Annotated in this window: 20 protein-coding genes; 8 read left to right on the plus strand and 12 right to left on the minus strand. The window is 31.5% G+C overall.

Annotation, left to right across the window (positions count from 1 at the left end; all coding sequences use genetic code 11):
- Positions 1 to 184: hypothetical protein (locus EM932_RS16185; protein WP_135878247.1), on the minus strand; the 184-nt coding region annotated here is incomplete at its 3' end.
- 222 nt (positions 185 to 406) lie between these two features.
- Here EM932_RS16185 and EM932_RS16190 point away from each other — a divergent pair.
- From EM932_RS16190 to EM932_RS16210, 5 genes are all read left to right on the plus strand, one after another.
- Positions 407 to 1,183 carry a LytR/AlgR family response regulator transcription factor gene (locus EM932_RS16190; RefSeq protein WP_135878248.1) on the plus strand — a complete coding sequence of 259 codons (777 nt, stop codon included), beginning with the start codon at positions 407 to 409 and terminating at the stop codon, positions 1,181 to 1,183.
- A gap of 210 nt (positions 1,184 to 1,393) precedes the next feature.
- Positions 1,394 to 3,430: a beta strand repeat-containing protein gene (locus tag EM932_RS16195; RefSeq protein WP_135878249.1), complete on the plus strand. Its 2,037-nt coding sequence runs from the start codon at positions 1,394 to 1,396 to the stop codon at positions 3,428 to 3,430.
- A 24-nt stretch (positions 3,431 to 3,454) separates the two neighbouring features.
- On the plus strand, positions 3,455 to 3,676 hold the full coding sequence (locus EM932_RS16200; RefSeq protein WP_135878250.1) for a hypothetical protein: 222 nt from the start codon (positions 3,455 to 3,457) through the stop codon (positions 3,674 to 3,676).
- A 75-nt stretch (positions 3,677 to 3,751) separates the two neighbouring features.
- Positions 3,752 to 5,146: a hypothetical protein gene (locus EM932_RS16205; protein ID WP_135878251.1), complete on the plus strand. Its 1,395-nt coding sequence runs from the start codon at positions 3,752 to 3,754 to the stop codon at positions 5,144 to 5,146.
- A gap of 5 nt (positions 5,147 to 5,151) precedes the next feature.
- Positions 5,152 to 6,177 carry a PAS domain S-box protein gene (locus EM932_RS16210; RefSeq protein WP_135878252.1) on the plus strand — a complete coding sequence of 342 codons (1,026 nt, stop codon included), beginning with the start codon at positions 5,152 to 5,154 and terminating at the stop codon, positions 6,175 to 6,177.
- Between the two features lie 41 nt (positions 6,178 to 6,218).
- Here the strand turns inward: EM932_RS16210 and EM932_RS16215 are convergent, their stop codons facing one another.
- Complete coding sequence (locus EM932_RS16215) at positions 6,219 to 6,836, minus strand: LytR/AlgR family response regulator transcription factor (RefSeq protein ID WP_135878253.1); 618 nt, start codon at positions 6,834 to 6,836, stop codon at positions 6,219 to 6,221.
- Between the two features lie 191 nt (positions 6,837 to 7,027).
- On the opposite strand from EM932_RS16215, the gene EM932_RS16220 reads away from it, so the two are divergent.
- A complete protein-coding gene (locus EM932_RS16220; RefSeq protein WP_135878254.1) occupies positions 7,028 to 10,519 on the plus strand; it encodes a ligand-binding sensor domain-containing protein in 3,492 nt (1,163 codons plus the stop codon).
- Positions 10,519 to 11,253, plus strand: coding sequence for a LytR/AlgR family response regulator transcription factor (locus EM932_RS16225; RefSeq protein WP_135878255.1), 735 nt, complete (start codon positions 10,519 to 10,521; stop codon positions 11,251 to 11,253). Before EM932_RS16220 ends, EM932_RS16225 begins: the two co-directional genes overlap by 1 nt.
- Before the next feature lie 575 nt (positions 11,254 to 11,828).
- Here the strand turns inward: EM932_RS16225 and EM932_RS16230 are convergent.
- The 9 genes from EM932_RS16230 to EM932_RS16270 form a co-directional block, all read right to left on the minus strand.
- Positions 11,829 to 12,257, minus strand: coding sequence for a VOC family protein (locus EM932_RS16230; protein ID WP_135878256.1), 429 nt, complete (start codon positions 12,255 to 12,257; stop codon positions 11,829 to 11,831).
- A 9-nt stretch (positions 12,258 to 12,266) separates the two neighbouring features.
- Entirely contained in the window at positions 12,267 to 13,025 is a 759-nt protein-coding gene (gene rluF / locus EM932_RS16235; RefSeq protein ID WP_135878257.1) for a 23S rRNA pseudouridine(2604) synthase RluF, read from the minus strand.
- A gap of 19 nt (positions 13,026 to 13,044) precedes the next feature.
- The gene (locus EM932_RS16240) at positions 13,045 to 13,872 is read right to left on the minus strand and encodes an alpha/beta hydrolase (protein ID WP_135878258.1); all 828 of its coding nucleotides are present in this window, start codon (positions 13,870 to 13,872) and stop codon (positions 13,045 to 13,047) included.
- The gene (locus tag EM932_RS16245; protein ID WP_135878259.1) at positions 13,869 to 14,240 is read right to left on the minus strand and encodes a cupin domain-containing protein; all 372 of its coding nucleotides are present in this window, start codon (positions 14,238 to 14,240) and stop codon (positions 13,869 to 13,871) included. Before EM932_RS16245 ends, EM932_RS16240 begins: the two co-directional genes overlap by 4 nt.
- A 92-nt stretch (positions 14,241 to 14,332) precedes the next feature.
- The gene (locus EM932_RS16250; protein ID WP_135878260.1) at positions 14,333 to 15,304 is read right to left on the minus strand and encodes a YitT family protein; all 972 of its coding nucleotides are present in this window, start codon (positions 15,302 to 15,304) and stop codon (positions 14,333 to 14,335) included.
- Between the two features lie 11 nt (positions 15,305 to 15,315).
- Positions 15,316 to 15,876 (minus strand): hypothetical protein, encoded by a 561-nt coding sequence (locus EM932_RS16255; RefSeq protein WP_135878261.1) that lies wholly within the window; start codon positions 15,874 to 15,876, stop codon positions 15,316 to 15,318.
- Positions 15,877 to 15,918: 42 nt separating this feature from the next.
- Complete coding sequence (locus tag EM932_RS16260) at positions 15,919 to 17,463, minus strand: helicase HerA-like domain-containing protein (RefSeq protein ID WP_135878262.1); 1,545 nt, start codon at positions 17,461 to 17,463, stop codon at positions 15,919 to 15,921.
- A 68-nt stretch (positions 17,464 to 17,531) separates the two neighbouring features.
- A complete protein-coding gene (locus EM932_RS16265; protein ID WP_135878263.1) occupies positions 17,532 to 18,257 on the minus strand; it encodes a hypothetical protein in 726 nt (241 codons plus the stop codon).
- Positions 18,258 to 18,347: 90 nt separating this feature from the next.
- Positions 18,348 to 18,743: a hypothetical protein gene (locus EM932_RS16270; RefSeq protein WP_135878264.1), complete on the minus strand. Its 396-nt coding sequence runs from the start codon at positions 18,741 to 18,743 to the stop codon at positions 18,348 to 18,350.
- Between the two features lie 118 nt (positions 18,744 to 18,861).
- Between EM932_RS16270 and EM932_RS16275 the strand changes: the two genes are divergently transcribed.
- Positions 18,862 to 19,491 (plus strand): 7-carboxy-7-deazaguanine synthase QueE, encoded by a 630-nt coding sequence (locus tag EM932_RS16275; protein WP_135878265.1) that lies wholly within the window; start codon positions 18,862 to 18,864, stop codon positions 19,489 to 19,491.
- A 222-nt stretch (positions 19,492 to 19,713) separates the two neighbouring features.
- On the opposite strand, the gene EM932_RS16280 is transcribed toward EM932_RS16275, so the two are convergent.
- Entirely contained in the window at positions 19,714 to 20,256 is a 543-nt protein-coding gene (locus EM932_RS16280) for a DUF2911 domain-containing protein (protein ID WP_135878266.1), read from the minus strand.
- Positions 20,257 to 20,428 lie beyond the last annotated feature (172 nt).

Raw genomic sequence — 20,428 nt, forward strand, 5'->3', positions numbered from 1 at the left:
CTTGAATAACTTGAGCTTCGTTACGTAAATAAATAGAACTATCTGCTTCGTTTAGGTTAATATCATCTTCAACAAAGACAATTTCATCATTTATAAAAACATAAGCATCATTTCTTACTGATAATTGAGCAAATGCTAAATTGTTAACAGTAATTAATAGCAATAAAGAGTATAAACATTTCATAAGATTTGGGATTAGAAAGATTTATAATAAGAATCATTAATATAGTAATGATATATTCAAATGTAGCGTTTGATTTTTGTGTTTTACAGCTGAAAAATTGCGAAATGGAATATATGTCTTCTGAAAAAGCCTTTTTGAGCCTTGAATAAGTGTAGGGATTGAATGAGTAGTTTTAAATTTACTTTATGTCTTATAAATTGAATATATAAAACCTCAAAATTTATGGTAAAAGTAGTTGTAATAGAAGATGAAAGTGTTTCTAGCAATTATATAGTTTCTTTATTAAGTAAATATTGTTCCGACGGATTTATATTAGAAAAAGAAATAGATAATATCGTTGATGCAGTAAGATGGTTTATTAATAATGATAGTCCAGATTTAATATTTATGGATATTCATTTAAGTGATGGATTGTGTTTTGAGATTTTTAATAAGGTAGAAATTAGTTGTCCTATTATATTTACTACAGCCTATGATGAATATGCCATTAAGGCATTTAAAACAAATGGAATCGATTATTTGTTAAAGCCAATTACTGAAAAAGATTTTTACCAAGCTATTATGAAGTTTCTAAAAATAAGGAGAGATAAACAGTCACAAATAAATGAGCGGGTAAGCCTTTTAAATTTAGACAAGGAAAAATTGCATAAGAAACGCTTTTTAGTGAAATTAGGAAATAAGTATACCCCACTAAAAGCTGAAGATATTGCCTATTTTTATAAAGATGATATTGTATTTATAAGATCTTTTGATGGTAACAACTATCCAGTTAATAGCTCATTGACGAGTATAGAGAACTCTATAGATCCTAATATGTTTATTAGGGTTAATAGAAAAATATTAGTTAATATTAATGCTATAGAGTATCTGGCACAATATAAACCTGGTCAATTAGTACTCTGGGTAAAACCAAAATTTGAAGAACTTATTATATTAAGTCGAAAAATCAAGTCATTTAAAATCTTTATTAAATTAATTAATAATCAATTCTTGCCGTAAAAATAAATTACTTTTTTTTAGAAAATGTTATTGATATGACGTATATATTTGAGTAAGAAAAATCTTAGTGCTAATAATATCAAGGGATTGCAGCTTTAAACGTAAAAAAACGCATTTCATGGATTAAATATTTGTGTTCGACAAATATGAATCTCTCTATTCCCCATACTGTATCTATATTTCGAGGTATAACCCCAAAACTTTACAGTTATGAAAAGAATCTACATAACAGCTTTTAATCTTTTATTTTCTTTATTAATGTATTCTCAGGTTGGTGTAGGCACCACATCTCCCGACCCAACATCTGCTTTAGATATTGTAAGTAGTGATTCAGGATTATTAATTCCCAGAGTATCGCTTTCGTCTACCACAGATACATCTACCATTGTTGGAGCTGAAGCTATAAGTCTTCTAGTATATAATAATGCAAGTGTCTCAGATGTTACACCAGGATTTTATTTTTGGAATGGAACGGAGTGGGAGAGAATTGCTTCAGGAGCAGTTGCTGGTAATAGTTGGAACACATCAGGTAATGGAGGAACAACAAGTGGCACAAACTTTTTAGGGACAACAGACGCCCAAAGTTTAGATGTGAGAACTAATAATATAATAAGGACTCGATTTACAACCAGCGGACAAATTGAAGTTTTAAATACTGGAAGTTCTATTTTTATTGGTAATAATGCTGGAGAAAATGATGACTTATCGGCAAATTTAAATCTTTTTATAGGTGATGGCGCTGGAGAGACAAATGTAACTGGTAATAACAACATTGCTTTGGGTTATAGAGCTTTAAATGCAAGTGATGACAGATCGCATAATATAGCTATTGGTAATGGCGCATTGGAAAATAATACAGGCTATCGCAATGTAGGTTTAGGTTTTGAATCACTAACTGCCTCTACTATAGCAGATGATAATGTAGCAGTAGGATATCGTTCTCTTTACTCAACAACAACTGGAGATTCTAATGTGGCCATTGGTAGAAGTGCGCTTTACACAAATACAGATGGTGACGAAAATGTTGCTATTGGTGAAAGAGCGATGGTTTTTAACACTACGGGTAGTCGTAATACAACCATGGGGTTTCGTTCTCTATATAGTAATCAAACAGGTAATTTTAATGCTTCCTTTGGTGCTCTTTCTTTATTTGCAAACACAACAGGGGCTCAAAATACGGCATTGGGATCATTCAGTCTTGAAAATAACACAGTTGGAGATAATAATGTAGCAGTTGGAACACAAGCACTGCATAATAATACAAGTGGAAGAGATAATATAGGTATAGGATTTAGAGCTTTGTTTAATAACAATGGTATAAAGAATTTAGCAATAGGTTTTGATGCACTTTATGAAAATACAACAGGAACCGAAAATAATGCCATAGGAGATGGCGCTTTATACAGTAACCTAACAGGAGATAGTAATAATAGCTTAGGGTTTAATTCACTTTATAATAATACAACTGGAAGTTTTAACGTTGCTATTGGAGATCAGGTACTACTTAGCAATATTAGTGGAGAATATAATAGTGCGTTAGGTTATAGTAATTTATATTCTAATACAAGCGGAAATTATAATACAAGCTTAGGTTTTGAAAGCCTTTATGAGAATATTACAGGAACTAATAATATTGCATTAGGGTTTCAGGCGTTATACAATAATACTACAGCGGACCATAATTATGCGATAGGTACTTTTTCTTTATTTAATAATACAACAGGAACATATAATATTAGTTTTGGTTATGATAGTCTACGTAATAATCTAACAGGTAATTCAAACATAGGTTTAGGACGAGAATCAGGCGTTAATAATAGTACAGGCGATAATAATATAACAATAGGCTATAGAGCCAATTATAATAATGTTTCTGGAAGTAACAATACAGTAGTTGGTTATGAAGCTGGATTTGGAACAGGCTTAATTTCTGGAAGCGGGAATGTGTTTATAGGATATCGAGCAGGATTTCAAAACATAAGTTCTAACAGATTATATATTGAGAATAGTAGTTCTTTATCCCCTTTAATAGGTGGTGATTTTCAAAATGATAGAGTGGGAATAAATGCAGATATAACGGCTCTAAACCATACATTAACCGTAGGAGGTAGTGTGAAAATAACCACACTAATAAGTATTACACCAGGAACGGCACCAATAACCCCAGCAACTGGCGATGTTTATTATGATGCAGCTGCTAATAAATTACGAGTATATACAGGTAGTGCATGGGAAGATTTAAATTAAAAACATATTTAAAAAAAAGCCCATATGAAACTTAATGAAGCAGATAAGAAAATAATCAGATTAAAGAATTTTGAAAGTTCTTTATTACAACTAAGACAATCCATTAGGAGTATAAAGTATGATTTTAAAAGAAACATAAAGCATGCTTCATTTGATGATAAATTAAAAAAAACCTACAGAAAAAAATTAGAAGAGTATACCGTTAAAGAATTGAATTATTTAAGAAATATGATAGATAATTATTAAATAAAAGGATACTCACATATTATTCCATTTTTGTCAGGTAAAATTTTTGTGTAAAACTTAAATAAAATAAAGGAAATGAATACCAAAGATAAATTCCAAATAAATTTTACTTACACCAGATATAATCTAAGAATTAAGAACCCATTAGAGTTATATAATGAGATAATCTTCTATAAGAGAAGAAATAAAGAAATAGAAAAAATACAGCAAATCTTAAAAAAAAGGAAGGCAACATTTGAGTTGGTATTTTCCATTTTAGTTTGGGTATCACTTATTTGTATTTTAACATCTACTAAAGTTTATGCTCAGTTTAAACCCAAAGATGTTAGTGATCTAGTCTTTTTTGTTGAAAGTGCTATTATTGATGAAACGCATCATGTAGCAACATGCGAATCTGAATTTTGTTTAAATCATCCAAATTCAGAAAGTGCCATAATTACAGAACAATATTGCGATGTGACAGATAGTTGTGATGAAGGATGTGTAAGGAGGTGGTTAGACCAATCTGATTATGTGCCAGGTGGAGGATTTAATCCACCAGAATATACCAGTGGTAGAAATTTTGGACAAGATGATAAAGAGAAACCATGCTATATTAGTAATTGCATTAATGGAAAACCATGTATGCGAGGAGGGCCTGCTTATGGAGACGATGGGATGGGAAACTATAAATTTGAACAAGATAAATACCTTGAGATTGAAGGATCTGATGCTGTTAGTTTAACAGGAGCATTTTCTATTTTTCTCTTAGCAAAACCAGCCGACCAGACAGCGACAGGAGACTGGTCTTATTTTGGTTTAGCAGCTCATTATGTTACTCACAGGGTTTCTAATAACACGATTATACTTAGAGTCGGAAATACAGTACCACCTAGTCCAGTAGTAACTATAACAACACAAGGGGCAGTACAATTAAATCAATGGCAGCTCATTGAAATACATAGAGATGATTCAGGTAATATAACATCATTCGTAAATGGAGTTGACACTTCGGTTACAGGAGTCAATTCGGGTTCTGGCACCTTTAAGATAGGATACTTGCTATCTAATTTTAAAACCGGAGTGACACATGGTGTAGCAAGTATGCATGGAGATGTAGCTGCCTTTTTAGTTTATAATAAAAAAACGTCTGATACCGAAAACACGAATGTAAGAGCGTATTTTGATGTCAATTATCTAGCTAATATATTACATGTAGAAAGTGTTTCTTCAGCGGGTATAAACGTGTTTCCTAATCCAATTCAGGATTATGTAATACTTAAAGTTAAAAAATCGAAAGACCTCTTTAGTATGCCCGATAAAAATTATCCATTGGTCTATAATACTTTAGGAGAGGAGATAGACACACTAATAGAAAAAACAGATAAAGGCGCCTCAATGAGTTTTCGTATTCAATTTGATGATACTATAAGTAGAGGTGTTTATTTCGTTAGCTTTAAAGGGGAGATCGTTAAATTAATTAAAGTTTAAGGATTATGATTCCTGGGGCAGATGATCTTAATTTATATGTTGACGACTTTTTTAAAACGATTTTCAATACAGCTACAGAATCATGGATTTTAACTGATAAATTTGGCGTGGTTAGGATGATTAACCCTACTACAACAGAGATGTTTGGGTACGAACAATCAGAATTAATAGGGCAGAAAATAGAACTCCTTATGCCTGCTAAAGAGAGAAAAGAGCATGTAGACTTAAGAAATAATTATATAAAACATCCAAGAAAAAGACCTCATGGTATTGGTGTTGAGGTTTTCGCATTACATAAAAACAAAACAGAATTTCCAGTAGAAATTAGTTTAAACCATCATAAATTTAATAACGAAACATATGCTTTAGCGGTAGTAATAGATATTACTAAAAGAAAAGAAAAAGAACAAAAGCTTCAGGAAGCTATATTAGAAAAGGAACAATTTAAGCAAGACAAAATCAAGTCAGAATTGGAAGTCTTAAAGAATCAAGTCAACCCTCATTACTTCTTTAACAGTTTAAGTGTTCTGGCACCATTAATAAATATAGATCAAAAAAAATCGCAAAAATTCACAGAAAAACTAGCCAGTACCTACCGTTATATTTTAGAAATTAGAGATAAGCTAACCGTTACTGTTAAAGAAGAATTACGTTTTATTAAAGATTATGAGTTTTTACAAGCAGTTCGTTTTAATAATAAGTTTATTATTAGTTACGATGTGATTAAAGATGATTTAAAAAAAGACATCGTTCCTTTTGCATTGCAAATTTTAATAGAGAATGTATTTAAACACAATGCCCTTTACTTAAATAAAAAGCTAAATATATCTATTGAATCTAAAGATGGAGGTATTATGGTTTCAAACAATATTAACAAAAAAATAGATTCCAAGTATAAATCTTTTGGGATAGGGTTAAAAAATATAAATGAACAATATGATCGTTTATCTGACCAAAAACCATTTTTTGATGAGAAGAAAGGTTTTTACGAAGCTTGGGTGCCTTTTATAGACTCTAAAGTCACAAAATAGGTTTTTATCAATTTTTTGAACAGTTTTTTAGTTACTTAAAACTATAAGGAATAACTAAGTAAGGCCTTTAAACCACTCGATTTTTCTTGGCTTAAAATAATAATTTCTTCAAATTTTGGACTCACTTTAATAGTTAATTGTCCAGGTCTATATTGAGCCAAATATTCTATAGCATTAATATTAATGATCATTTTTCGATTAACTCTAAAAAAGGTGTTGGTATCTATTAAACTCTCTATGGTATTTAAAGAACTATTAATAGGGTAACTATTACCATTAAAAGATTTAGCAAACACAATATCATCTTTATAAAAATAGGCTATATCTTCAGTTTTTAAAGGGATGTATTTTTTACCCAGTTTTACTAAGAAACGTTCTTTATCTATTTTTCGGTCCTCTGTTTTTAAGCTCTTATTTTTTTTAGCCTTCTTTTTTAGTCTCAATAATTTAGATATTGATGGATCACTATTTTTTTGAGAAATAATTTTTAGTAAACGATCCATATCACAATCATCATTATTCATAAACCATTTTATGGTATCCAAAACACTTTCGGTTATCGCCTCCATTATAAATGTTTCAGAAGAATAATCTTTCAATAAATTAATAATATGCTTACTTGATATAGTTTCATCTTCTATAATTAATACTCTAACCATAGTTGTTTGCTTTAGGGAATAATTTTTCTGCTATTTAATATGAAGGTAATTAGTACTTAATAAGAATATATGTAAATTTATCATTCGGGACTTATATAAGGATTAAAGGGCATTTCCAGCTATTATAAGTAGTTTAAAACTTACTTTTTATGTAAGTAGAAGATATTTGGGGTTTAACAAAATAAATTTTTATGACATTTTTATCAGTAATGAGAAAATTTAAATGGGTTTATCTATTATTGGTTTTATTTTTAATCTCCTGTGGGAATAGAAGTGATAATAAATTAAATGCTGTAAAAGATAATACCGATGATGATCATTACTTGGTTTTAATAACAGGAGATACTCTAAAAACAAAGGTGCCTCTCAAATTAGAAGGAAAAAAAACCTTGATAAATGAATCTGGTGTCATTAAAACAAAGCTTAAGAAACCTCCAAAAATTGTAAAGTCAAAAAATAGTCCTGAAAAAATAAAAAGTACTGAGACTACTTTGATATCACTTAATCAAAAACTAAAACAACGAGGGACAATTGATATTTCCAAACTAAAAGACACCATTTTAGAAGGAAATAAAAGCACTGTGTTTTTTCCAAAACCAGTTCAATCAGAAAAACCATTATATAGAGATAATGCTATTCTGGATATTCAATGGATGGACGTAGACCAAGGATTAAACTCATCATATGTTGTTTATTCTTTTGAAGACTCCAGAAATAATATCTGGATTGGTTATTATGGAGGAGGGGTTAGCAAATTTGATGGTGTAGAATTTTTACATTTTACAGAAAAAGAAGGATTATTTAATAACTATGTCTGGACTATATATGAAGATAGCAAGCATAACTTATGGTTTGGTCATTATTCTGGAGGAGTAACAAAATATGATGGAAAGGCCTTTACCCACTATTCAGATGAAGATGGGTTTCCAGACAGAACCATTTGGAGTATTTTAGAAGACAGTGCGGGCAATATGTGGTTTGGAACCGCAAACGGAGTTGTGAAATTTAATGGTGAAATCTTTACGCATTATACAAAGGGTGCCGGACTAATTGGTAATGACGTAGTATCCATGATAGAAGATCAAAATAAAAATATATGGTTTGCTACAAAGAACTCTGGAATTAGCATCTATAATGGAGAATCCTTTTATTCTTTAACAAAAGATGATGGATTACCAGATAATAGAGTTTTATCAGTTTATGAAGCTACAAATAAGGATATCTGGATAGGAACACATGGAGGAGCCTGCAAATATGATGGGCGATCACTTGAAAAAATTACTGTAAAAGAAGGGCTAACACATAATAAAGTCATTTCGATAGTTGAAGATAAAAATAATAATATCTGGATAGGAACTCATGGAGGAGGGGTATCAAGATACGATGGGAAAACAATCTATAACATAACTAAAGATGAAGGATTACCTCATAATGAAATTAGGCATTTACTTGTAGATAGTAAGGGAAACATATGGGGAGGAACAGAAGGAGCAGGCCTTTTTAAATTTAACCCTAATTCTTTTTTGCATTATACAAAAGAACAAGGGTTGTCTACAGAACAAATTTTCTCAATGTATGAAGACAAAAAAGGAACTATTTGGTTTGGTACATATGGAGGCGGTTTAACTAAATATGATGGGGCTCACTTTTTTCATTACGGAGAAGAACAAGGATTGATAGCTAAACAAGTGATTTCTTTAACAGAAGATAGCAAAGGAAATCTCTGGTTCGGCACTTTTAGTCAAGGGCTATTTAAGTTTGATGGCGAAGTTTTTACACAATACAATAAAGATTCTGGTTTATCTGAAAATATGGTGTGGAGTGTTGTAGAGGATAGAGAAGGGACTATGTGGGTTGGTACCGAAATGGGAGGCCTGAATCGATTTGATGGTAAAGCGTTTATAAATTATAATTTTGGAGAAGGTTTCTCAAGTTATATCGTCTGGGATATTTTAGAAGATACAAAAGGAAATGTATGGATAGCAACTAACCGAGGAGGCATATGCAAATATAAAGATGGAGAGTTTACGTTTTATGCACAAAAGGAAGGATTACTAAGTGACATCGTTTGGACTATTTTAGAAGACAAAAAAGGAAATATCTGGTTTGGTACCCACAAAGGTATTTGTGTTTATGATGGAAAGACTATAAAGAGTTTTAATGAAGACGATGGATTGTCCAATAATATTGTTTGGTCCTTGTTACAAGATGATAAAGAAAACATATGGATGGGAACAAGCAAAGGTTTGAATTGCTTGGTTTTAGATGAGGCGTTGATTGCGAAAGTTGATGACAAAGAAAAAACAGACGCTATTAATGGCTACATTACGAGCTTTCAAAAAAATGACGGATTAAAATCTACTATATTTTATGCCAATAGTAGCCTTTTTGATAAAAATCACAATATGTGGTTCGGTACTATTAGTGGTGTCGTAAATTTTAATCTTAATAGTTTTAATTTAGTAGACGCTGCTCCATCAATACAGCTAAACACCATAGACATAAACCAAAAAAGTATTAATTATAATTTATTGAGCGATAGTATTTATAATACTTCGACACCTTTTTTTAATAAAATAAAAGATTGTGCTGCAGAAGTTGAAAACTTTCATAACTACCCTAAACGTTTAGAATTACCATTTAAATTTAATCATTTAACTTTCAAATTTGCAGGTATAGATTGGAGTGCACCTCATAGTATCCAATATTCTTATAAGATTTCTGGATTGGATAAAGAATGGAGTATTCCAAGTAGTGAAAACAAAGCGGATTATAGAAACATACCACCAGGAACATATATGTTTAATGTAAGAGCTATTGGTAAATCAGGTCAATGGAGTAAGCCATTACAGTATGAGTTTTCAATTTCACCACCATGGTGGCTTAGCTTTTGGGCAATTAATAGTTATATAGTTTTAAGTATTTTATTAATTATAGGGAGTTTTAAATGGTATGGGAACAGAATGAAGAAGAAGCAAGTTATATTAGAACATATTGTAGAAGAAAGAACCCGTACTATTGGTCATCAAAAAGAAGAACTTTCTATAGCCTATGCAGATTTAGAACAAGAGCGCAATAAAATGGAACTAAAAGCACTTCTAAATCAAATTAACCCGCATTTTATTTTCAACGCTTTAAACTCGATTCAACAATTTGTTATTTCAAATAATGTTAAAACATCTTTAGATTACTTTAATAAGTTTGGAAAATTAATCCGGGCTTCACTGGAACATTCAGAAATGAAATTTGTTTCTATTAATGATGAAGTTCAAGTTATTCGCAATTATGTAGATTTAGAAAACTTGAGATTTAATGAACCTGTTGTTTTGAATTGTGAGGTCAATCATATTGATGCTTATAATGTTAAAATCCCTCCAATGTTTATTCAACCCATTGTTGAAAATGCTATTATTCACGGACTAAGTAAAAAGGAAAAGGAGAAAGAAATTAATATAAACTTTGAAGAATTTGATGATTATATTTTATGCAGTATACATGATAATGGCTCAGGAAGAAAAAATAAAAAGAGTATTAAAAATAAAAATTCAGGAATGATTATAACCCAAAAAAGGTTAAAATCTGTTTGGAATTTGAGCGATGAAAAATATATAAAAGTGGTTGTTGAAGATTTAAAAGATCCAACAGGAACTATAGTTAAGATCAAACTACCTAAAGATTTCTAATGATAAGAGCAATATTAGTTGATGATGAAAAAGGTGCATTAGAAACCTTATCCGGCATGCTGAGTTTATTTTGTAAAGAAGTTCTAATTTTAGGCAAAGCGTCTTCTGCAAATGAAGCTAGAGATTTAATTAAAGAGTTTAATCCAGATTTGGTTTTTTTAGATATACGAATGCCTTTCGAAAACGGGTTTGATTTGTTGGAATCAATAGATAGCTATACATTCCATGTTATTTTTACAACAGCTTATAATAATTATGCCTTAAAAGCTATTAAATTTAGTGCTTTAGATTACTTGTTAAAACCTATTAATGTTGAAGAACTACAAAGAGCAGTATCCAAAATCTCAAAAATAGCGGTAAATAAAGAACAATATAATGTTTTTAAGGCACACCAATTGGATCATGAGCATGAACAAATTTTATTACCCTCTAAGAATGGATTTCAAGTTGTAAATTATCATGAAATTTTAAGGTTTGAAGGGGAACGTAATTATACTCATGTTTATTTTTTAAATGGTAATCGACTTTTAGTAGCAAAAACATTAAAAGAGTATGAAGAGCTTTTAAGAGATTATGGTTTTTTTAGAGTTCACCAATCTAACATCATAAACATGAAATGTGTAAAAGGATATATTAATGGAAGAGGAGGCAAAATCCAATTAATAGATAATACACAAGTTGATTTGGCAAGAAGTAGAAAAAAAGAATTTTTAACATTTTTTAAGTCATTCTAAAGTAAAAAGCACAATTCTTAATATTTGATTTTAGTAATTTAACGCCAGTTCGACATATTATAAATTGATAATCAGTTATTTAAAAGGTTTTAAAACAGAAATCATGTCAAGGACGAGGAACGAGGAGGAATCTCTTTAAGATGAGATGTCTCGTCACTCATACTTCGCTCTGTCGACATGACAAACAGCTGTATTTCATTGGATTAAATAAGATATTTTCAATAAAGTTTACGTGGAACTCAGGTTAATTTAAAAGGAACTCGTTTTAGTGAAATTGGATTTTATAGAAACTTAAAAATGAAAATATCTTTAATACCCAAAAAGCCGTGTTTAGGTATAAATTATTCGTCTTCGTATTATTTTAATTTTAATAGATAATATTAGTAACTAAATTTAGTTATTATATAGTTATCTGTAATTAAATGCTATGAATAAAATGACAAACTTCTCTCAAGAAAGTAAATTAATATATGAAGAAATTGATAGACTAAAAAGACTAAACGATCTCTTAGTCTTGATGCTTATTTGTCTTTTTGTGCTCCTATTAACAGTATTGTATTTCTATAAATAGATTTTTATTTAGCAAATAATTGCCCCATATCCTTGAAAGATTTAAATTCCAAAGCATTTCCCGAAGGGTCTTTAAAAAACATGGTAGTCTGTTCTCCAATTAAACCTTCAAAACGAATATAGGGTTCAATAATAAAATCAATGTTTTTATTGCCTAAATTTTCTGCAAAAGCATGAAAAATGTCCCAAGGTAAAACGACCCCAAAGTGTGGTACAGGAACACTTTTTCCATCTACCGGATTAGTATGCAGATTAGGTTCTTCTTCTTTTGGCTTGTAATGAATCACTAATTGATGACCGAAAAAGTTAAAATCTACCCAAGAATCGCTGCTTCGTCCTTCTTCACAACCTAAAACATCTCTATAAAAAGCTCTACATTCTGGGAGGTTATAAACAGGTATCGCTAAATGAAAAGGCGCTATGGAACTGTTCATAATCGATATTTATTTTTTTATCCTGCTAGGAGGTTTTTGATATTCTTTAAAAGAATTACTAATTAAAAGATTTAACTCGCTAAATTCTTCTTTTGTCAATTCTCTATAGTCTCCAATAGGCATATCCATTTTAATATTCATTATCCTAACACGTTTAAGTGCTTGTACCTCATAATTTAGATACTCACACATACGTCGGATTTGTCTGTTTAAACCCTGTGTTAAGATAATTTTGAACTTATAAGTGCTTAGTTTTTCAACTTTACATTTTTTAGTCACCCTGTTTAATTCTAATAAAGGAATGCCTCCCGACATACGTTCTATAAACGTTTGGGATATAGGTTTATCTACCGTTACAATATATTCTTTTTCATGATTATTGCTGGCTCGTAGAATTTTGTTGACTATATCACCATCATCGGTTAATAGAATTAAACCTTCACTAGGTTTATCTAACCTGCCAATAGGGAAAATACGTTTAGGGTAATTTATAAAGTCGATAATGTTGTCTTTTTCAATAGAAGTATCAGTCGTACAAACAATCCCAACGGGTTTGTTCAAAGCTATATAAACAAAACCTTCTTTGTTGTTTTTAATTTCTTTACCATCTACATGAACGATGTCCCCTGGTGCAATTTTTGTACCCATTTCCGGAATAGCTCCATTTATAGTGACACGTCCAGCCTCAATAAGTTTATCGGCTTCACGACGCGAACAATACCCAACTTCACTTAAAAATTTATTAATACGCTTTAACTGTACTTCCATACTTCAAAAGTACAACATTTTATGCGTTTAAGAAGTCAACAATATGATTGTAAACAGTCTCGTTTTTTAAGCCGTGACCAAAACCTTTTGTGCTAATAAACTGTACTTTTTCGTAATTCTTTTTGAATTTTAAACCATCCGTGTAGGGGATAATTCTATCTTTTTTGTCATGGATTGCTAATATTTTAGCATCGATTTCTTTTGTGAAATTAGGAGCAGAGTAGTATTCTGGTAAATGATTAAATTCTTTTAATAAATACTGAGCCATAGCTTTAGACACTCTGTCATTATACCCCATCATGGTTTCATAGCGTTTAAAGACATCAACAAAATCTGCTGGAGCACCTAATAAGGCTATTTTTTTAATGGATTTTAAAGGAGAGTTGTACTGAGAAAAAATAGTTGATGTCCCTCCAATCGAATGACCTATTAGTGTTTGCGCTTCGAATTTTTTTGCAATAACATGTATGCATTCTGAATAAAAAAGTGCATTAAATAATTTCCCCCCAGAAGCGCCATGTGCAGGTGCATCTAGTGCAATGATGGTATAGTCTAAGGTTTTTAAAATTTCAATTAAACTTTTCCATCTATAAGTATTGCTTTCCCAGCCATGGGCTAATAAAACAGTTTCTTTTTTCCCTTTCCAAAGGTAGGTTTTTATCGAAATATTTTCATAAATAATGTCTTTCTGAATGGCTGTGTTTAGGTATTGAGTTGCCTCTTCATCAAGTCTCCCTTTCTGAGGCGTTGAAAATAACTTAATTGATAATTTTGCGGCATATTCTGGTGAAAAATAACTTGTGAGATTTATAAAAAAACCAATGAATTTTAAAAAACGTGCATTCATTCAGATTCTCTATTTACCAGATTGATAGAAAACGCAGGGGTGCAAATCGCTAGATATTCACATGTTTCGGTGAAAGGATTGGAATATTGAACTCTAGTATTCTTTTCAATTTTAATAGATTGACCAGCTTCTAGAACAATGGTTTCATCTTCAATAATAAATTGTTTTTTGCCTTTTATTATAAAGGTAAATTCATCAAATTCTGGGGTTTGAAAAGGTTCGCTCCATCCAGAAGGAGCCACCATATGAGCTATGCTAATTTGCGAATTACCATCTGTGGCTATTCCAAAATGTTCTTTTATTATTTTTCCATCGTTTGTAGGAACAACGAATGGATTATTTTGAATTGTATATTTTTTTTGTGCCATGCAATATTTATTTTTCTCCTAACTCCTAACTCCTAACTCCTAACTCCTAACTCCTAACTCCTAACTCCTAACTCCTAACTCCTAACTCCTAACTATTTCAAAGGTCTCTTCTTAATCATTCCTCCTTTTAAATCCTTAACAACCCCCATAATAATAAACGCATTTCTATCAATTTTATCGATTTCCGTTTGTAGTTTGGCAAGCTCCAGACGTGTTACAACCGTATAAATAATGTCTTTATCGTAGCTATAACCTTGCTTGCCATAACCTCCTTTACCAGCATATATAGTACAGGCGCGTCTTAGTTTTTCAGTGAGCATAATTCTTAGTTCCTCATGGTTGTTTGAGATGATGGTAACTCCAACATATTCTTCTACACCATCTACCACAAAATCGACTGTTCTTGCTGCTGCCAAGTAAGTAAGCATGGCATAAAGCGCTGTTTCAATAGAAAGTGTATATGCGCCTACTGAAAATATTATGACATTGATCAATAATAAAACATCCCCAATGGTTAACGATAATTTTCTGCCTAAAAATATAGCTAAAACTTCAGTGCCGTCAATAACACTTCCACCACGTATAGACATACCAATTCCAAAGCCTAAAAAGAACCCACCAAAAACAGCGATTAATAATTTATCTTCGGTAACAATAGGATAATTTACAAAGTGAACAACGATTGCTAAAAGCGTTATGGCAACAATGCTTTTTATGGCAAACCTGAAACCAATAGTTCTAGAAGCAAGAATTAAAAAAGGGAGGTTAACTAAAACTAATAATAAACCTAAATTTAATGATGTAACGTTTTCTAATAATAAAGAAATACCAGTAGCACCACCATCAATAAATTTATTTGGTAATAAAAAGCCTTTTAACCCAAATCCAGCAGAAAAAACACCAATTATAATAAAAAAGGATTCTTTAATGGCATGTGATAATTCAACTTGAAACCGTCTTACCAGTGGAACTATTTGCTTTTTACTAACAGGTTTGTCTACCTGTTTTTTTTCAAGCCTTTTTCGAGCTAAATCTATTAATAGTTTTGATAAGAATGGATTCATTTATTTGTTTGCTAATGCATATTCCAGTTTAAAAAAAAGTATTTTATTTTAGCATTCTCAGGAATATGCATGGCTTCAATTTCTACATCCATATTAAACCTGAGATTGGCAGGAAGTTCTTCTTTATCTATAACAAAACTTGCGTTTAGTTCATTTACAGTAATAAGAACAGAGTTTATTAGATTATTTATTTTTGAAACTTTATAAGTACCCGAAATATCTTTAAAAGTGCTTAGAGTCGTTATGCCTTTATCGGTTTTATATCTGGGATCTATGATCTGAATACTTTCAATAGTAGAAGTTGAATCTAAAGCTTGTTCTGGAGTTAGAACTAAAAGCTTTTTACCGCCTTTTTCAAATATTTCTATATTATTTTTACTCCCTGCAAATTCATCACCACTAGTGAATTTTACTAAAGAATCATTGACAAAAATATTTTTAAGGTCTTTAACCTGAGTTGAATCTGTTAATAGTCCCAAGTGGTGTTTACCTACTTCAAAAGGATCTTGTTCTTTGTTACAGCTGGAAAATAAAAAGCCAAGAATAATAAAACTTAAAAATGATTTATACATTATTTAAAAATGATTTATGGGGTGGTTAATATTAATTTTGACTTACTTTTTGAGTACTTTGGTTAAGATACCAAAAACACTTCTTATAAAAGTTGCACTTGTGAGTACTTTAACAATGGGATTCATTCTAGTACTTGTTCTTCTAGAACTTGTTGTTCTTCGTTTTTTAGATTCAGCTTTTTTAAGCGCTTCTCGTTCTTGTTTTGCTTTTTCTTTAGCTTCTTCCGCTTCAGCAAGTTCTATTTTTTCATTGAGCATCTCATAAGCACTTTCCCGATCAATATCCTTATTGTATTTTTTTACCAATTTTGATTTTGAAAGTAGTGTGTTTAATTCTACATCGGTTAAAATGTCCATTCTACTCATGGGAGCACGCATCATCGTTGCTGCTAATGGTGTTGGTCTTCCTTTTTCATCTAAAGCAGATACTAAAGCTTCACCAATACCTAAGGATGTTAAAACCTCGGTAGTATCATAATACTCAGAATCTGGATAATTTTGAGCCGTAAGTTTTATAGCTTTTCTGTCTTTAGCAGTAAAGGCTCTAAGTGCATGTTGTACTTTTAAACCTAGCTGACCCAAAACGGCTTCTGGAACATCTGTTGGATTTTGAGTAACAAAATATAAGCCTACACCTTTACTTCGTATTAGTTTAACAATACTCTCTATTTGATTTAATAATGCTTTTGATGCTTCGTTAAAAATTAAATGAGCCTCGTCAATAAACAGTATTAATTCGGGTCTGTCGCTATCACCTTGCTCAGGAAATGTCGAGTAAATTTCGGCTAATAAGCTCAGCATGAATGTTGAGAATAATTTAGGTCTATCCTGAATATCTGTTAATCTGATTATATTGATATAACCACGTCCATCCTCATCAATTCTTAATAAATCTTGGGTGTCAAAAGAAGTTTCTCCAAAAAATAAATCAGCACCTTGCTGCTCTAACTCAACAACTTTACGTAAAATAGCACCTGTGGACGCTGTCGAAATTCTACCATAGGCTTCAGTAAATTCTTTTTTTCCTTCTTGAGTGGCGTATTGTAATATTTTTTTAAAATCTTTTATATCTAGAATAGGTAGCTTATTGTCATCGCAATATTGAAATATTACTGCCACAACTCCAGACTGCGTTTCAGATAAATCTAAAATCCTTGAGAGTAAGACAGGTCCAAATTCGGTAACGGTTGCTCTTAGCCGTACTCCGTCTTGTTCAGAAAGTGTTAATACTTCAACAGGGAAAGCCTTGGCATCAAATGGTAAACCTATTTTTTCATGACGCTCATCAATTTTTGGATGTCCTGGACTTGGTTGTGCCAAACCACTTAGATCACCTTTAATATCCATAAGTAATACAGGAATTCCTTTATCACTTAAGTTTTCGGCTAATACCTGTAAAGATTTTGTTTTCCCTGTACCAGTGGCACCAGCAATTAGACCATGGCGATTCATAGTCTTTAAAGGTATTTTTACATGAGCACCAGTAACAGTTTCACCATCCAACATAGCAGCTCCTATGGGGATAAAATCACCTTTGGTAGTGTTGCCTTCTGTTATATAATCAAAAAAAGTTTCCTTGGTCCCCATGTGCTATAATTTTGCATAAAAATACAGCAAAAATGAACAAGAAAAAAATAAGGTTTTAATAGTGCTGTCTACTTAATTTTTTCAATAAAAATGTTAGATGTTCCGGCACTTCTAAGAACTGCTGGTGCCGAATTACCACTTTGTATAGTTTGTACACTTATAATATCACCATTTGTAATATTTAGCACTTCCGATATATGTAGAGAAGCTTCGGTATGACCACTATTGTGTCTTACATAACCTGTAGCAGCAATAGTTCCTGTTGGAGTGCCATTAATAGCAATTTGTGCTTCGACAGCAACACGGACGTCTGAATTACCACTAATTGTCGGAACTATATAAGAGATGTTTACTACAATCCTATATCTTCCTGAGGTATTTAAAGTCACAGTGTTTCCAGTGACATTACATGAGGCAAGGTGGTCATTCCAGTCTACAGATCCAAAAATAGGGATATTGGTGTAAGCTGCCGTATTTATATTGGTTGTTGTGTCTGTATTACTATATTTTAAAGAGATACTATGCGATATTTTACTCCAGTTAGGACTTGCAGAAGTGCCAAAATTAAATTGAAATTCATTGAGGTCAGTGTTGAAAACTAAAAGTCCATTTGCAGGACTTGCTATGGCATTTATTGCTCCAGTGTCTAATCTGGGAATTAAAATACCTTTATCGGTAGACTCCACATCTAAAATTGATGATGTATTAGGAGATGTTGTGCCGATGCCTACTTGGGCATGAACATAATAATGCGTACAGAAAAGTAGCATTATAGAATAAGCTATTTTTTTCATTTTAGAGAGAGAGATTAAAAGCAATTTACTTTACTAATATATAAATAAAATACTTATGTTGTACTATTATTTTTTGATTCACTTGTTTATTTAACAAAAATACGAATGTAGGTTTGTACCCAATATAAATTCCACAAAATCATTTCCAGCATTTTTGTAATACCAAAATTTTGTCTTGTGTTTATCACGTGTCAATATAACACGATCACTAGCTGTTTTAGGCTGTGAATTACTTACAGGATTTCTGTATTGTAACTCATGTTGATTAGTATCTTCAAAAGAAGTTTCAATAATATCGCTGTCGTTTTCTAAACTTAAGAGATAAACTTCGGTTTCAGCACCAATGCTAGTTTCATAATTAGAAACTCTAATGTTTGCGTTTGTTAAATCAAGCTGATCCTTAGGATTAGTGGTATCAATACCAACTAAAGAGAAAGAATAATAGCTACTTAAAAGTAGTATTACAAGGTGTGTAGTTTTTTTCATATAAGATAGATTTTTGAGGGGCTTTCAAATTAAATCGATCGACAACAAATCTATAAAAACAGATTTGAAAATCAAAATATAATAATAAAAGTAATGGAATTATGTATCTTTGCAAACTATGAAAAAATCGGTTCAATTGCAGGTAGACAAAGGTGAAATGTTGCCTTTAATGGAAGAGTTTTACACCATACAAGGAGAGGGGTATCATAAAGGTACTGCTGCCTATTTTATTCGTATTGGTGGCTGTGATGTTGGATGCCATTGGTGTGATGTAAAGGAAAGTTGGAATGCTGATTTGCATCCTCCTACCGAAACCGTTAAGATTGTTGGAAATGCTAAAAAGTACAGTGATACTATCGTTGTAACTGGAGGAGAACCTTTAATGTGGGATATGACAGTTTTAACAGATCAATTAAAAGAAAAAGGGTTTCAGGTGCATATAGAAACATCTGGTGCCTATAAATTGACAGGTACCTGGGATTGGATTTGTTTATCGCCAAAAAAAATGAAATTACCTACCAAAGAGGTTTATGATAAAGCTAATGAACTTAAGGTAATTGTATATAATAAAGATGATTTTCGTTTCGCGGAAGAACAAGCTGCCAAGGTAAATAAAGATTGTATTTTGTATTTACAACCAGAATGGAGTAAACGAGACAAAGTGGTACCGGAAATTGTGGATTATGTGATGGCAAATCCCAAATGGAAAGTGTCACTTCAAACACATAAATATCTAAATATCCCTTAAGCCTAAGGTTGAATTGAGTTATTCAAATAAGTGTTTAGACATTAATATAAGATAACACCATTTCATAGATGCTTTGCTGTAGTAAAAAGACAGGACCCTTTTGTGAAATTAGATTGCTAAGAAAAAAGGCCTTTCTTAATTATTGAAAGACCTTGATTTTTTGACTGAATTATTTGGTTTTTAACTTAGGATTCAGCCTCTTTGCTCAGTAAGGAGAATAGATTACTTTGTAAAAGGAACTGCAACTCTAGTAGTTCCCCATCCTAAATGCATGTTAATAGCTCCGTTAGCTTCATCAAATGTAATAGAAAATGCCTCTAAAGATTCACCAGATGTTACAGGTACCGATAAACGAGCAACATCATTTGCTTCTTTATAGAAATAAGAACCCCATACATTTAAATCTTTACTAATAATAGCTGTCCATTCTTTATCTCCTGGAATGGCATAAAACGTATATGTTCCAGCTTTTACAGAAGTATTACCCAATTTCATATTAGTATAGAGTGTTAATTCTGCAGCTTCATTAGCTCCAAGTCTCCAAACCTTACCATTGGGAGCCAGTTTGCTAAGTGCTCTTCCTTTAAGTTGTGGTCTGCTGTAAACAATCTTAATAAGTTTATTGGCATCCTTGTAGTTAGTTGGAAATGCTGCTGCATCCATCGGGCTTTTGTCAAGCTTAGAAAATTTTTGTGCACCTACATTTGCAGATAATAACATAATGAAAGCAAAAGCTATGGATGTAATACATGTTGATTTTTTCATAATGATTTTTTAAGAATTTTATTAGGTTTAAAGATAAATGTAAATTGTGTTAAGGTTTTTGTAAAAGTCGTTAGTGGATGTTAAAGTTTGCATTTAGGTCTAAATAAAAAAAGGTCTGAAAAGCGTCATTCAGAACGTAGTGAAGAATCTCTTAAAATATAAACCTTTGTTT

Origin of the sequence: Flavivirga rizhaonensis (assembly GCF_004791695.1) — a bacterium.
Taxonomy (GTDB): domain Bacteria; phylum Bacteroidota; class Bacteroidia; order Flavobacteriales; family Flavobacteriaceae; genus Flavivirga; species Flavivirga rizhaonensis.

Excerpts from the sequence above, each read along its gene's own strand:
- EM932_RS16280 (WP_135878266.1), bottom strand. The coding sequence starts at position 20,256 with ATGAAAAAATCAACATGTATTACATCCATAGCTTTTGCTTTCATTATG.
- EM932_RS16205 (WP_135878251.1), top strand. The coding sequence starts at position 3,752 with ATGAATACCAAAGATAAATTCCAAATAAATTTTACTTACACCAGATAT.
- EM932_RS16220 (WP_135878254.1), top strand. The coding sequence starts at position 7,028 with ATGACATTTTTATCAGTAATGAGAAAATTTAAATGGGTTTATCTATTA.
- EM932_RS16210 (WP_135878252.1), top strand. The coding sequence starts at position 5,152 with ATGATTCCTGGGGCAGATGATCTTAATTTATATGTTGACGACTTTTTT.
- EM932_RS16240 (WP_135878258.1), bottom strand. The coding sequence starts at position 13,872 with ATGAATGCACGTTTTTTAAAATTCATTGGTTTTTTTATAAATCTCACA.
- EM932_RS16245 (WP_135878259.1), bottom strand. The coding sequence starts at position 14,240 with ATGGCACAAAAAAAATATACAATTCAAAATAATCCATTCGTTGTTCCT.
- EM932_RS16190 (WP_135878248.1), top strand. The coding sequence starts at position 407 with ATGGTAAAAGTAGTTGTAATAGAAGATGAAAGTGTTTCTAGCAATTAT.
- EM932_RS16215 (WP_135878253.1), bottom strand. The coding sequence starts at position 6,836 with ATGGTTAGAGTATTAATTATAGAAGATGAAACTATATCAAGTAAGCAT.
- EM932_RS16200 (WP_135878250.1), top strand. The coding sequence starts at position 3,455 with ATGAAACTTAATGAAGCAGATAAGAAAATAATCAGATTAAAGAATTTT.
- EM932_RS16275 (WP_135878265.1), top strand. The coding sequence starts at position 18,862 with ATGAAAAAATCGGTTCAATTGCAGGTAGACAAAGGTGAAATGTTGCCT.
- EM932_RS16265 (WP_135878263.1), bottom strand. The coding sequence starts at position 18,257 with ATGAAAAAAATAGCTTATTCTATAATGCTACTTTTCTGTACGCATTAT.
- EM932_RS16225 (WP_135878255.1), top strand. The coding sequence starts at position 10,519 with ATGATAAGAGCAATATTAGTTGATGATGAAAAAGGTGCATTAGAAACC.
- EM932_RS16260 (WP_135878262.1), bottom strand. The coding sequence starts at position 17,463 with ATGGGGACCAAGGAAACTTTTTTTGATTATATAACAGAAGGCAACACT.
- EM932_RS16230 (WP_135878256.1), bottom strand. The coding sequence starts at position 12,257 with ATGAACAGTTCCATAGCGCCTTTTCATTTAGCGATACCTGTTTATAAC.
- EM932_RS16250 (WP_135878260.1), bottom strand. The coding sequence starts at position 15,304 with ATGAATCCATTCTTATCAAAACTATTAATAGATTTAGCTCGAAAAAGG.
- EM932_RS16195 (WP_135878249.1), top strand. The coding sequence starts at position 1,394 with ATGAAAAGAATCTACATAACAGCTTTTAATCTTTTATTTTCTTTATTA.
- EM932_RS16255 (WP_135878261.1), bottom strand. The coding sequence starts at position 15,876 with ATGTATAAATCATTTTTAAGTTTTATTATTCTTGGCTTTTTATTTTCC.
- rluF (WP_135878257.1), bottom strand. The coding sequence starts at position 13,025 with ATGGAAGTACAGTTAAAGCGTATTAATAAATTTTTAAGTGAAGTTGGG.
- EM932_RS16270 (WP_135878264.1), bottom strand. The coding sequence starts at position 18,743 with ATGAAAAAAACTACACACCTTGTAATACTACTTTTAAGTAGCTATTAT.